Raw genomic sequence first — 13,081 nt, 5'->3', positions numbered from 1 at the left:
AAAATTTTATATTTACCTAAAAGACGATAAAATGGCTAGTCAACAAGAGTTTATAGAAAGAATTCAAAAATCATACAGCCCTAAAGGAGAATACATTTACTTAGGTGCAGGTATGTTGGACGGCACTATCTGTGCGGATGCTAAGATTAATTTAGCATTGAAAATGATGAACCGACATGGGCTTATTGCCGGGGCAACAGGAACAGGAAAGACCAGAACGCTGCAATTAATAGCTGAACAGTTATCAAACGCAGGTGTTCCAGTTTTTATGCTGGATGTTAAGGGCGATTTGTCCGGATTAAATAAACCAGGTGAATCAAACGCAAATATAGAAGAACGTGTAAAAGCTCTGGATATAGCATTTACGCCTAGCGGATTTCCAGTAGAACTTTATTCCTTATCGGGAAAAATAGGCGCTCAAATGAGAGCTACCATATCTGAATTTGGCCCTGTTCTTTTAGGCAAGATTTTAGATCTTAATGATACGCAAACAGGCGTTCTTGCTGCCATATTTAAATATGCAGATGACAATAAAATGGCGTTGGTTGATTTTAACGATCTTAAAAAGCTATTGAGCTATTTATCTGAAGGAAACGGTGCACAGGAAATTAAAGATACTTATGGTAAAATCTCCTCTTCTACCTCCGGTACAATTTTAAGAAAGATTGTTGGACTTGAACAAATGGGCCTTTCACAAATGTTCGGCGAAAAGTCATTCGATATTGAGGATCTTTTCCAAAAGGTTGACGGAAAGGGACTCATCAGTTTATTGAATATTTCTGATGTTCAGGATCAGCCTTCTTTATATTCCACTTTTCTATTGAGTTTACTGGCCGAAATTTTTTACAATATGCCCGAGGTTGGCGATCTTGATAAGCCTAAACTGGTTTTCTTTTTCGACGAGGCTCATTTACTTTTTAAAAACTCCAGCAAAGCCTTTTTAGATCAAATAGAACAAGTTATCCGACTGATCCGATCGAAAGGTATAGGTGTTTTCTTTTGTACACAGGCGGCTACTGACGTTCCCGAATCCGTACTAGGACAATTGGGTAACCGAGTTCAGCATGCTTTAAGAGCTTTTACTCCCAATGATGTTGACGCTTTAAGAAAAACAGTAAAGACCTATCCAGCTTCAGATTTTTATCAGATAGATAAAGTTTTAACCAGTTTGGGTACTGGCGAAGCGCTAATTACAGTGCTTAATGACAAAGGTATTCCTACCGAGGTAGCTGCGGTTCACCTTATTCCACCTACGGCAGTTATGGGGCCTATGTCTGAATCAGAATGTAAAGCTTTAATGCAATCTTCAGATTTATATAAAAAATATCAAGAAATTATCGATCCCATTAGTGCTTATGAAATATTAACGCAGAAAATTGAGGATAAACTGAAAGCAGATCAAGCTGTAGCCGAAGCGAAGGAAGCCAGTGCACCAAGAAGTAATGGCCGGGTGGAAAAAAGCACTTTTGAAAAAGTAATGAATGCCACTATTACCAGACAGATTGGACGCGAGATTGTGAGAGGTTTGTTTGGTATGATTACGGGGAAGAAAACAAGTAAGAAATCAGGCTCCTTTTTGGGCTTTTAATTGGGATTTTTTTCGCTATTTTTGCAGCAAATTTTAAACATCTATCGTATTATTAACCTAATACATAGTTACAAACTATTTTAATGAAGAAACCAACACTTTTGATCTTGGCCGCAGGTATGGCTAGCCGTTATGGCAGCATGAAACAAATAGACGGCTTTGGTCCAAACGGAGAAACCATAATCGATTACTCTATTTACGATGCGATAAGAGCAGGCTTCGGAAAAGTAACCTTTATCATTAAGGAAGAATTTAAAGATAATTTCAAATCTATTTTTGATACCAAATTAGCCGGTAAAATCGAAACAGATTATGTGTTTCAGAATTTCGACCTGAGTAAATACGGGATAAATGAGGAAATTTACAGAGAAAAACCGTGGGGTACTGGTCACGCCGTTTTGGAAGCAAAAAATCAAATCCACGAACCGTTCTGTGTAATCAATGCAGATGATTTCTACGGACATGACGCTTTCCAAAAAATTGCAGATTTTCTTAATAATGAAGCTAAAAAAGACCAATATGCAATTGTGGGCTTTAAAGTTGGCAACACGTTATCGGAAAACGGTTCGGTATCCAGAGGAGTTTGTAAAACAGATGAAAACCAGTTCTTAACCGAGATTATTGAAAGAACAAAAGTTTTTGGAGAGAATGGTGAAGTATTTTACGAAGAAGACGGACAACGGTTCCCTTTATCGCATGATAACCCTGTATCTATGAACTTTTGGGGCTTTACTCCTGAAGTATTTCCTATTATAGAAGAAATGTTTGTGGATTTTGCTAAAAAGAATATTGACAAACCAAAATCAGAGTTTTATATACCTTCTGTAGCAGATAATATTGTAGAAAATCGTATCGGTACTATTAAGGTAATACCTACAGATGAGAAGTGGTTTGGGGTAACTTTTAAAGAGGATAAACCTATCGTTCAGGATAATATCAATAAGTTGATCAAGGCTGGAGTCTATCCGGAAAAACTTTGGTAATCAACTGGTATACAACAATAAATAGACAAAACAAATCCTACTAATTTAGTAGGATTTTGTTTTTATATCCCCTATCTTTGCCTTCTCGTTCTTGTAGGTATTATTTAATCCTCATAAATAGTAGATAACGGAAGTTATCTTTAAAAAGGAATCGTGTGAAAATCACGAGCTGTCGCGCAACTGTAAGTAACTTCCCAGTTGCAACCCGAGAATGTCCATTGTCCCATAAGGATGAGAAGGATGGTTGCAATGTTACAAGCCAGGAGACTTGCTTTTTATGACAAGGTTTATGCTTTCGCGGTTTGAAGTAATAATCAGGTGTCTTTTTCAAAATCAAGGGATTGGTTAACGTCCTTGGTACGCCCTTTCTATATCTTTTTCCAGCAAAGCATATTAATAACTATCGGAACATTAATTAAATGTTTAATAAGTTAGAATTATGCAAAAGAACAATCTTGGATACCCGCGAATAGGTGTCAAAAGAGAGCTAAAAAAAGCAAATGAGCAGTATTGGTCTGGAAAAATCAGCAGACAAGAATTATTTCAGGTTGCCAACAAAATCAAAGAACAAAACTGGTTGAAGCAAAAGGAAGCAGGCATAGACTTGATTCCCTGTAATGACTTTAGTTTCTATGATCAGGTACTGGATATGTCCATGGCTCTTGGAAATATCCCATCCAGATACAATGGTGTTGTAATTGAAAATCGGGAAAATACAGAACTAGACCTGTATTTTGCAATGGCGCGTGGATATCAGAAAGATGGATTGGATATCAAAGCGATGGAAATGACAAAATGGTTCGATACCAATTACCATTATATTGTCCCTGAATTTTACAAAAATCAAAAATTCAGATTATTCTCAAACAAGATAATTAATGATTTTACCGAGGCTAAACGCATACTGGACAAAACTCCCAAAACGGTAATTATTGGTCCGGTAACTTATCTGCTTTTAGGAAAGGAAAAAGAAGAGGGACTGAACAGATTGGATTATTTAAAGGATATTCTACCTATTTATACGGACATGTTAGCCCAATTGACCGCACTTGGGGCAGAATGGATACAATTTGATGAACCATTTCTAGCTTTGGACTTAACTGAAAAGGAACAACAAGCTTATACAGAGGCTTATTCTTATTTAAGACAAAGTGCAAAAGGGCTTAAATTTTTGTTGACTACTTACTTCGATGCTTTAGAAGAAAACACAACTGTGGCAACTTCCCTGCCAGTTGACGCAATTCATATTGATTTGGTAAGAGCTCCTCAACAACTGGGAGTTGTGTTAGCTGCTTTGCAAGATAATCAATCACTTTCCCTGGGAGTTATTGACGGAAGAAATATCTGGAAAAATGATTATCAACAATCCTTAGACCTAATAAATAAAGCTATTGGTAAAATAGGTAAAGATAGGATACTGATCGCTCCTTCATCTTCTTTACTGCATGTTCCCATTGATTTAAGTCAGGAAACTGACATCGATCCGGAGATCAGAAACTGGATGGCCTACGCAGAGGAAAAATTAGAAGAGATTACCGAATTGGCTGAAATCGCTGAAGGCAATACTTCGTTACTCACTAAAAATCAGGACACTATAAACAGTAAAAGAATTTCTGAAAAAATCCATAAACCGGTGGTAAAGCAGCGCACAGCAGGAATTACTGAAAATGATGCGCAAAGAAACAGCAAATTTGCAGTGAGACAACAATTACAGCAGGAATCTTTCCATTTACCCTTGTTCCCTACCACTACAATTGGTTCTTTTCCACAGACAGATGAAATCAGGAAATTGAGAGCTGATTTTAAAAAAGGCAATATCACTCAGGAACAATATGATCTGGAAATAGAAAAAGAGACTATTGATGCTATTAAATGGCAGGAAGAAACGGGAATTGATGTGTTGGTACATGGCGAATTTGAACGTAATGACATGGTTGAATATTTTGGCGAACGTTTAGATGGTTTTCTTTTTAGTAAAAATGGGTGGGTGCAAAGTTATGGCAGCCGCTGTGTTAAGCCTCCTGTAATTTACGGCGATGTTAGCAGACCAACGGATATGACTGTGAAATGGACAGCCTTTGCTCAACAACAAACTCAAAAGTTAATGAAAGGAATGTTAACCGGTCCGGTTACTATTCTACAATGGTCCTTTGTAAGAAACGATCAGTCAAGAAGCGAAACTACAAATCAGATCGCACTGGCTATCAGAGACGAAGTAGTTTCACTGGAGAAAGCAGGCATTAAAATTATCCAAATAGACGAGCCTGCAATCCGCGAAGGTTTGCCTTTACGTAAAAAAGACTGGGAGGTTTACTTAAACTGGGCAATCAAGGCTTTCAGAATTTCCGCGAGTGGTGTTCAGGACGAAACGCAAATCCATACACACATGTGTTATAGTGAATTTAATGACATTATTGAACATATCGCTGCAATGGATGCTGATGTTATAACGATAGAAACATCCAGATCTGATATGGAACTTCTTTCTGCTTTCTCCGATTTCAAATATCCTAATGAAATTGGTCCCGGAGTTTATGATATTCACTCCCCCAGAATTCCTACTATAGAAGAAATGGTGACACTTTTAGAAAAAGCGGTGGCCTTGTTACCTGTAAAAAACATCTGGATTAACCCTGACTGTGGTCTAAAGACCCGTAAATGGCCTGAAACAAAACTGGCTTTGGAAAATATGGTTAAAGCCGGTCAGAAGCTAAGAGCAAAAATTGAAGAGTCTAGCTTGGCCTGATTAAGATAAGAGTTTATTATTCTCTTTTTTTCGGTATTTACCGAATTTTAAGATGAGTTAACCACCAGCAGCTATAGAAAGCACGTAATGCTTTCTATAGCTGCTGGTTAATCTATTTTATCTCTACGAGTGCAACCATAGGCTTTAGCTTGCATCGATCATTTACATCCTCGATTATTACTTGCTCTGCCTGCTACTTTCAAAGAAGCTGTTGGCCATCCAAGAAATAATTATGCAAATAATAAAGCTCTCTTATATCGACTGAACTCCTCCTGCAAGCTCTCAAACTGCTTTTACCTATCAAAAAAAATTACGAAATGAATTCAGAAAAAAAGAACTCAGAAAATTAGCGATTATGTAAATCATAAAAAATCCAGCTATTACAGTACTCTTTTTTACAAGTTATAGATAAAGAAATAACTTAAAATAGAGTACTTTTGTTGATATGAATATTCCTGAACTACTTAATCGGGCACTAAATTTCGAGTTTTTAAGCTTGGAAGAAGGAATGCACCTTTACCATCATGCCAGCACTGCTGAATTGATGTACGTAGCCAACGAACTTAGGAAAATACAAGTCCCTCATGGAAAAGTAACCTGGCAAATAGACAGAAATGTAAATACAACCAATGTTTGTATAGCCAATTGCAAATTCTGTAATTTTTTTAGAAGACCGGGACACGAAGAAAGTTATATTACAGATATAGAGACTTACAAAAAGAAAATCGAAGAAACATTTCTCTATGGTGGCGATCAACTCCTTTTACAAGGGGGGCATCATCCTGATTTGGGACTTCAGTTTTATGTAGACCTGTTTAAACAATTAAAAGAACTATATCCAACTTTAAGATTACACGCTCTTGGTCCCCCGGAAATTGCACATGTTTGCAAACTAGAGGGCATGAGCCATTACGACGTTCTGAAAGCTTTAAAAGAGGCTGGATTAGACTCTTTGCCTGGTGCAGGTGCAGAAATTTTAAATGACCGTGTAAGGAGATTAATCTCTAAGGGAAAATGTGGTGGACAAGAGTGGTTAGATGTTATGCGAGCAGCTCATAAGCTAAATATAGCCACGTCAGCAACAATGATGTTTGGCCATATAGAAACAATAGAGGAGCGTTTTGAACATTTAGTATGGATCAGGCAGGTTCAGTCCGAGAAACCAGAAGGGCATTACGGATTTACAGCATTTATTCCGTGGCCTTTTCAGGATGATGGCACTTTGTTAAAAAAAGTTCGTGGAATTAGTAATAATGTTAGTGGCGACGAATATTTGCGTATGATAGCTTTAAGTCGGATTATGCTTCCTAATATCAAGAACATTCAAGCCTCCTGGTTAACGGTTGGAAAGAATGTCGCACAACTTTGTTTGCATGCTGGCGCTAATGATTTTGGCTCTATCATGATTGAAGAAAATGTTGTAAGTGCTGCAGGTGCGCCTCATAGATTTACTTCAAACGGGATACAGGATGCTATCAAAGAAGCGGGATTCGAACCTCAGTTGAGAAACCAGTTATATGAATGGAGAAATGTAGATCATTTAGTTCAGCAGGAAATCAATTATTAATGATTTGGGAATGATCGAACAATACATTGAAGCATTAATTTTTGCATCAGATACCAGTTTAAGGAAAGAAGAGATTGCAATTTGTCTGCAGACAGCCACCGAACATGATATTTCTGAAGAGGAAATTGATCGCTGCCTGCAAAATATCAGGAGCAGATATGCAGACGAAAATTTTGCAATTGAACTTGTACATATTGCCAACGGTTATCAATTTCTAACAAAAAAAAATATGCATCCCGTTATACAACAATTGCATATTCAGCGTTCTAAAAAGAAATTGAGCCAGGCTTCTTTAGAAACGCTTTCTATAATAGCCTATAGACAGCCTATAACAAAGCTTGAAATTGAGCAGATACGTGGTGTAAATTGCGATTATACGATTCAGAAGTTACTTGAAAAGGATTTTATAACTATACAAGGCAAGGCAGAAGGCCCAGGAAGGCCAATATTATATGGACTTAGCGAATATTTTTTAGATTATTTTGGAATTAACTCGATCTTGGATTTACCTCAATTAAAGGACATTGAAAATATCGGAGAAATTGAAATAGGAGAAAAAGCAGAATAATTTTAAAATCATTTTTTAGATATAGATTTTCCTCCTATTTTTGAGATACAGATTCTGGCCGATTCGCTCGCCAGTTCGAATTATTGAATATTTTAAGAATAACAAAGAAGTAAAATTACGTTAATGAAAACTCCCAAAAAACCAACTAAGAGTGAAAAAGCATTGGATGATTCTTCAGAAGAATCTTTAAGCAAGTCTAAAGGAAAAGGCAATTTCGACGATGAGGATGATGATCTAGACTTTCCTATTGATGACCTGGGATTGAATGATGGATTCGGAAGTGATTTTGATGATGACGACGATGATTATTAATCATTAACATTCTCTAAAATACCATGAAAAAGCATTCTTCATTAGAATGCTTTTTCATTTTAAAATCCAAAAGAAGCAAGCCCAATGACAATAAAAGAAGTTCTATCCTCAAAAGACATCAAACAATTTTTAGAAGTTCCCCGAATCGTTTATGCCAACGACAAAAACTGGGTTTGTCCTTTTGACATAGATATTGAAGCCGTTTTTTCTCCTCAAAAGAATAACTTCCACCAACATGGTGAAATAACCAGATGGATTCTTTTTGATGATAACAGTAACTTAATTGGGAGAATTGCGGCTTTCATCAATTATAAAAAGGCAAATACATTTGAACAGGCTACAGGCGGAATTGGTTTTCTTGAATGTATTGACGATGCTGACGCATTTAAACTTCTTTTTGATACTGCTAAACACTGGCTACAAAAAAAAGGTATGAAAGCCATGATGGGGCCTATAAATTTTGGGGAAAACGATAACTTTTGGGGGCTTTTGATTGAGGGATTTACTCAACCCTCTTTCGGCATGAATTACCATATGCCTTATTATAAAAAACATTTCGACGATTATGGTTTTAAAACAATGTACGAACAAATTACCAACCATTTGGACGTTAATAAACCATTTCCGGAAAGATTTACGAAAATAGCTAAATGGGTAAGCCAAAAGGAAGGTTACAGCTTTGAACATTTTGATAATTCGAAATTTGACAAGTTTGCAGCCGACTTTATGGAAATCTATAATGATGCATGGAAAAACTTCGACAACTTCTCTCCTATCAAATTAGAAACCGTGATTGAATCTTTTGGGAAAATGAAACTGATAATGGACCCCAAGTTAGTTTGGTTTGCCTATGTAAACGGGGAACCAGCTTCGTTTGTTATTATTCTTCCCGATGCAAACCAAATGATAAAACCTTTAAATGGCAGATTGGGTATAATAGAAAAACTTCGTTTTCTGTATTACAGATATAAGGGAGTTACAAGAATGCGGGCAATCGTTATGGGCACCAAAGAGAAATTTCAAAAACATGGTTTGGAGTCTGCTATTTTCATTAAGTTGAAGGAGTACGTTTTACCATTAAACCAATATAAAGAACTGGAACTCTCATGGGTGGGCGATTTTAATGATAAAATGTTAGCCATTCACGAAGCTACCGGAGCACATTTCGGAAAAAGACATGCCACGATGATTTGTAATTTCTAATGAAAATGTAATAACCTTTATTGCCTCTTTATTGTTGCATAGAAGTAACACCGCCCGAAACAATAAATTTCATAGCCTGTGCAGATGATACATTTAGGGGCTTTATTTGTTCTTTTTTTACAATTATCAGTTCACCGGCAAATGAATAAGACCAGGGAAAATATACCGCGACTTCATCATCAAGGCCTATAACCTTTAGATCTTTCTGAGTTAAAAAACCTATTTTTTTAACACCTTCCTTCAACTCTACCAATACGGGTTCATTCAATTTTTTCTCGTCTCCTACAAAGGCTTCTGTTATGTCTTTTACAGAGGAATACAGAAAACGCAGGATGGGTACTTTATTTATTTGTCTGTTTATCCAGGCATTTATTGGATCGGTAATAAACAACGTGGCGACTATACCCGCTACGAAAACGACTACAATAACAGATAATATTCCCAGTCCGGGAATATACAATGGCTTGCCCGTTTCTGGATTTATCAAAAAGCTATCGCTGAAGTTCAGAAAGGAATCTAATGTGGAAAAACCCCAAAAAAGTAAAAAAAGCGCACCTCCAATTGGCAATATCAGCAATAAACCTTTAATACAATATCTAATAAAAGCATTAATTATTCTCTTCATTTTTTTTATTTTTCACCTTTGGTCACAACAAACCAAGGGTTTATCCGACTTATTTCACTAATGGGCTATATTGGAATCTATTCGTAATAATACACTCTTTTTACTCTTTGCGATACACTTGTTAATATCTCGTAAGGAATAGTATTTAGTTTTTCAGCTAATTTATACAGTCTTTTCTGCGAGTTAAAAACAATCACTTCATCACCTTCTTTTACATTTTTCCCGGTTATATTTAACATGCACATATCCATACAAATGTTGCCAATGGTGAAAACCTCCTCGCCATTGATAAACATACTTCCAACACCATTTCCCAAAGCTCTTAAGAAACCATCCGCATAGCCTATTTTAACAGTCGCTATTTGTCCGTCTTCAGGCATTACCCCTCTTCTTCCATAACCTATGGTTTCTCCCCTTTTTATCTGTTTTATCTGTGAAACAGTTGTTTTCAATACAGCTACCTGTTCCAGATTCTCGTCATCTTCAGAAAAATTATCTACACCATATAATCCGATTCCTAATCTCACCATATCGAATTGCGCTTCAGGCCATCTGGTTATAGCGGACGTATTACAAATATGTTTTATAAAAGTATAACCTATTCTTTGCTCCAATTTATTCGTAAAATCCTTTATTATAGAAATTTGCTGGCGAGTAAAATCATCATGTATCGGAGACTCACTTGCTACCAGATGCGAAAATACAGATTGTATTTTAACAGTATTTTTTGTTTTTATAAAATCGGCAATAAAGTCCAGTTCATCAGGCATAAATCCCAAACGATGCATACCTGTATCCAATTTCAGATGGATGGGATAATTACTTATCCCCGCATTTTGCAGGTAATTACTAAAAGCCTCCAATGTAGATTGACTAAAAATCTCTGGTTCCAGCTGATGTTTCACTATAGCCTCCAGCGAGGAAATTTCTGGACTCATGACCATAATTGGAAGGGTAATTCCGTTTTGTCTTAACGTAACACCTTCATCGGCGTATGCAACTGACAAGTAATCGACATGATTAAATTGTAACAGATTCGCTATTTCGAAACTACCGCTGCCATAACCGAATGCCTTCACCATAGTCATTAGTTTCACTCCTGGCTTTAACTTAGAGCGATAATAATTTAAATTATGCTCCATGGCGTTTAAATTAATCTCCAGAATGGTTTCATGAACCTGTTGACTGAGCGCACTGCTTATTTTTTCGAAACCAAATGTTCTTGCTCCTTTTAGCAAAATTGTTTCGTCTCTAAATGCAGACAAGTCGAGCTTATCTAAAAAGTTACTGGTATCTGAAAAAAACGAGCTATTTGACCCGAACAGATTTTGGTGTTTTGATATTTCTTCTCCAATACCAATCACTTTATCAACTCCTTTGCTTTCCAATAATCTGGCTACAGTTTGATAAAGTTGCTGCCCATCTAAACCTGATTGTTGAATATCAGACAAAATCAAAGTTTTGTTTTGATGCTGTTGCTGATGATTTAGAAAATCTAATGCTATTTCCAACGAAGACAAATCGGAATTATATGAATCGTCAATAATTGAAGTATTGTTAATTCCACTCTTCATTTCCAAACGCATCTTTACGGGATGCAGCTTGGACATTTTATCTTCAATCTCCGATTCGCTATATCCAAACACCAACATAACCAAAAGACAGGTTATCGCATTCTCTGTTGAAGCTTTATCTTTAAAGGGTATTTTTATACTTATTTCTCTGTCTTCATAAGTAGATTTTATGGATGTTCCAGTATCTTCAACACTAATCTCTTTCACATAAAGGTTAGCAGTATTATCGTCCAAACTCCAGGTGTATAAATCTACCGATTGAGGAGCGTATTCTGAGAATTCTTTGTTGCAAATCAATTTATTTACATGCGCAAACAGCTTAAATTTTTCTGCTATTTTTTCTTCTTTATCAGAAAATCCTTCATCATGAGACGAACCTATATTCGTAAAAACACCTATACTTGGTTTTATAATCTTCTCTAACCTTTCCATTTCTCCCGTTTGAGAGATACCTGCTTCAAAAATTGCCAGATTATACAAAGTATCCATCTTCCATATCGAAAGCGGAACACCTATTTGAGAATTATAACTTTTAGGACTTCTAACAATCGTATATTTATAAGCCAATAGCTGATAAAGCCATTCTTTAACAACCGTTTTTCCGTTACTGCCTGTGATTCCAATAACCGGAAAGCTAAATTTTCCCCGATGAACGGCAGCCAAATTTTGCAAAGCTCTTAATGGATCCGGAGAGTAAAGGAAATTAGCATCGGGAAAGTTCGTTATATCAAAACCTTGATCGTAATAAACAAAGGAGCGTACACCTTTATGATAAAGATCCTTTATATAATGGTGAGCATTCTTTCTTCCTTTCAACACAAAAAACAGTGTATTTTTTGTTTCTGTTACTTTTCTACTATCTGTTAATAGACGATGGATTACTTGATTTGGAAAGGGTAAAGATGATTTTTCACTTATCAAGGCAGATATTTGCTCGATGCTATAGGTAAACTCCTTCATGATAATACAAATTTGGATATAATTCATGAAATACACTAATTTTAACAAAATGTTAGACAAAAAAATCGGGAAGGTCTATACTTATGCAGAAGCAAGGGTAAAGATAGAGTCATACTGCGTATATCAAGAAAGAAGCCAACAAGAAGTCAGAGATAAGCTGTATAAATTCAACTTGTCTACCCAAGACGTCGAAAATTTGATTGCCTATCTAATTGAAGAAAACTTTATAAACGAATTGAGGTTTGCCCGAGCATATGTTTCCGGAAAATTCAGAATAAAAAAATGGGGTCGACGAAAAATAATGCAGGGGCTTAAATTGAAGGGCGTACCTGAACCCCTCATAAAAAAGGCATTTTCTGAAATTATAGAAGAAGAATATTTAGACGTATTAAAAGAATTAATTGATAAAAAACGCACCGAGTTAGGTTTAAAACGTGATTTGAAGAGTAAAAACAAGTTATATAATTATGCCTTAAGCAAAGGATACGAAAGTAATCTCATTTTTTTAGCATTGAGTAATAATGAGTTAGAATAAATGTATGCTTTTTTTAGTTTTTGCTATTGCAAAATGTATTTTTCTATCTATATTTGCACTCCCGCAAACGGGGAACGATCTTTAAAATAAGCGAAAGTAGCTCAGTTGGTAGAGCACAACCTTGCCAAGGTTGGGGTCGCGAGTTCGAATCTCGTCTTTCGCTCCTGGTTTTATCTAAAGGTAAAACAAGCTGAAGTGGTGGAACTGGTAGACACGCAGGACTTAAAATCCTGTTCGCCCTAAAGCGAGTGCGGGTTCGATTCCCGCCTTCAGTACTAAATCTCCGGAGACGTGGAGATTAAAATTTTTGAAATATTATTAGCGAAAGTAGCTCAGTTGGTAGAGCACAACCTTGCCAAGGTTGGGGTCGCGAGTTCGAATCTCGTCTTTCGCTCTTAGTTTTATCCTTCGGGTTGAAAC

10 protein-coding genes, 3 tRNA genes and 1 riboswitch are annotated in these 13,081 nt (G+C 36.3%); of the genes, 11 read left to right on the top strand and 2 right to left on the bottom strand.

The genetic code is table 11. The annotated features are described in order from the left end of the window. Window positions 1-31: 31 nt before the first annotated feature. The 7 genes from PEDSA_RS04965 (at window position 32) to PEDSA_RS04935 (ending at window position 8,967) form a co-directional block, all read left to right on the top strand. On the top strand, window positions 32-1,588 hold the full coding sequence (locus tag PEDSA_RS04965) for a helicase HerA-like domain-containing protein (RefSeq protein WP_013632063.1): 1,557 nt from the start codon (window positions 32-34) through the stop codon (window positions 1,586-1,588). A gap of 83 nt (window positions 1,589-1,671) precedes the next feature. Then, the gene (locus PEDSA_RS04960; protein ID WP_013632062.1) at window positions 1,672-2,571 is read left to right on the top strand and encodes a sugar phosphate nucleotidyltransferase; all 900 of its coding nucleotides are present in this window, start codon (window positions 1,672-1,674) and stop codon (window positions 2,569-2,571) included. A gap of 101 nt (window positions 2,572-2,672) precedes the next feature. Next, window positions 2,673-2,861: riboswitch (cobalamin riboswitch) on the top strand. Window positions 2,862-3,010: 149 nt separating this feature from the next. After that, window positions 3,011-5,317 carry a 5-methyltetrahydropteroyltriglutamate--homocysteine S-methyltransferase gene (gene metE / locus PEDSA_RS04955; protein WP_013632061.1) on the top strand — a complete coding sequence of 769 codons (2,307 nt, stop codon included), beginning with the start codon at window positions 3,011-3,013 and terminating at the stop codon, window positions 5,315-5,317. A 445-nt stretch (window positions 5,318-5,762) separates the two neighbouring features. After that, window positions 5,763-6,884, top strand: coding sequence for a cyclic dehypoxanthinyl futalosine synthase (gene mqnC, locus PEDSA_RS04950; protein WP_013632060.1), 1,122 nt, complete (start codon window positions 5,763-5,765; stop codon window positions 6,882-6,884). 10 nt (window positions 6,885-6,894) lie between these two features. Then, window positions 6,895-7,452: an SMC-Scp complex subunit ScpB gene (gene scpB, locus PEDSA_RS04945; RefSeq protein ID WP_013632059.1), complete on the top strand. Its 558-nt coding sequence runs from the start codon at window positions 6,895-6,897 to the stop codon at window positions 7,450-7,452. 123 nt (window positions 7,453-7,575) lie between these two features. Continuing rightward, window positions 7,576-7,764 carry a hypothetical protein gene (locus PEDSA_RS04940; RefSeq protein WP_013632058.1) on the top strand — a complete coding sequence of 63 codons (189 nt, stop codon included), beginning with the start codon at window positions 7,576-7,578 and terminating at the stop codon, window positions 7,762-7,764. Between the two features lie 84 nt (window positions 7,765-7,848). After that, window positions 7,849-8,967, top strand: coding sequence for a hypothetical protein (locus PEDSA_RS04935; RefSeq protein ID WP_013632057.1), 1,119 nt, complete (start codon window positions 7,849-7,851; stop codon window positions 8,965-8,967). Between the two features lie 28 nt (window positions 8,968-8,995). Here the strand turns inward: PEDSA_RS04935 and PEDSA_RS04930 are convergent, their stop codons facing one another. Both PEDSA_RS04930 and PEDSA_RS04925 read right to left on the bottom strand, forming a co-directional pair. Further along, window positions 8,996-9,592: a DUF502 domain-containing protein gene (locus tag PEDSA_RS04930; protein ID WP_013632056.1), complete on the bottom strand. Its 597-nt coding sequence runs from the start codon at window positions 9,590-9,592 to the stop codon at window positions 8,996-8,998. Between the two features lie 77 nt (window positions 9,593-9,669). Then, window positions 9,670-12,153: a bifunctional UDP-N-acetylmuramoyl-tripeptide:D-alanyl-D-alanine ligase/alanine racemase gene (locus PEDSA_RS04925; RefSeq protein WP_245546832.1), complete on the bottom strand. Its 2,484-nt coding sequence runs from the start codon at window positions 12,151-12,153 to the stop codon at window positions 9,670-9,672. Between PEDSA_RS04925 and PEDSA_RS04920 the strand changes: the two genes are divergently transcribed. From PEDSA_RS04920 to PEDSA_RS04905, 4 genes are all read left to right on the top strand, one after another. Beyond that, the gene (locus PEDSA_RS04920) at window positions 12,152-12,661 is read left to right on the top strand and encodes a regulatory protein RecX (RefSeq protein ID WP_013632054.1); all 510 of its coding nucleotides are present in this window, start codon (window positions 12,152-12,154) and stop codon (window positions 12,659-12,661) included. The two genes, PEDSA_RS04925 and PEDSA_RS04920, sit on opposite strands and share 2 nt — an antisense overlap. A gap of 90 nt (window positions 12,662-12,751) precedes the next feature. After that, a tRNA-Gly gene (locus PEDSA_RS04915) sits at window positions 12,752-12,824 on the top strand. Window positions 12,825-12,850: 26 nt separating this feature from the next. Then, window positions 12,851-12,936, top strand: a tRNA-Leu gene (locus PEDSA_RS04910). 46 nt (window positions 12,937-12,982) lie between these two features. Further along, window positions 12,983-13,055 (top strand) — tRNA-Gly (locus tag PEDSA_RS04905). Window positions 13,056-13,081: the final 26 nt, after the last annotated feature.

The organism is Pseudopedobacter saltans DSM 12145 (assembly GCF_000190735.1).
Taxonomy (GTDB): Bacteria; Bacteroidota; Bacteroidia; order Sphingobacteriales; family Sphingobacteriaceae; genus Pseudopedobacter; species Pseudopedobacter saltans.
Note: the sequence above shows the minus strand (reverse complement) of the source record. Positions and strands in the feature narration are given on the sequence as shown.

Coding starts and splice junctions, on each gene's coding strand:
- PEDSA_RS04965 (WP_013632063.1), top strand. CDS start 32: ATGGCTAGTCAACAAGAGTTTATAGAAAGAATTCAAAAATCATACAGC.
- PEDSA_RS04960 (WP_013632062.1), top strand. CDS start 1,672: ATGAAGAAACCAACACTTTTGATCTTGGCCGCAGGTATGGCTAGCCGT.
- metE (WP_013632061.1), top strand. CDS start 3,011: ATGCAAAAGAACAATCTTGGATACCCGCGAATAGGTGTCAAAAGAGAG.
- mqnC (WP_013632060.1), top strand. CDS start 5,763: ATGAATATTCCTGAACTACTTAATCGGGCACTAAATTTCGAGTTTTTA.
- scpB (WP_013632059.1), top strand. CDS start 6,895: ATGATCGAACAATACATTGAAGCATTAATTTTTGCATCAGATACCAGT.
- PEDSA_RS04940 (WP_013632058.1), top strand. CDS start 7,576: ATGAAAACTCCCAAAAAACCAACTAAGAGTGAAAAAGCATTGGATGAT.
- PEDSA_RS04935 (WP_013632057.1), top strand. CDS start 7,849: ATGACAATAAAAGAAGTTCTATCCTCAAAAGACATCAAACAATTTTTA.
- PEDSA_RS04930 (WP_013632056.1), bottom strand. CDS start 9,592: ATGAAGAGAATAATTAATGCTTTTATTAGATATTGTATTAAAGGTTTA.
- PEDSA_RS04920 (WP_013632054.1), top strand. CDS start 12,152: ATGAAATACACTAATTTTAACAAAATGTTAGACAAAAAAATCGGGAAG.
- PEDSA_RS04925 (WP_245546832.1), bottom strand. CDS start 12,153: ATGAATTATATCCAAATTTGTATTATCATGAAGGAGTTTACCTATAGC.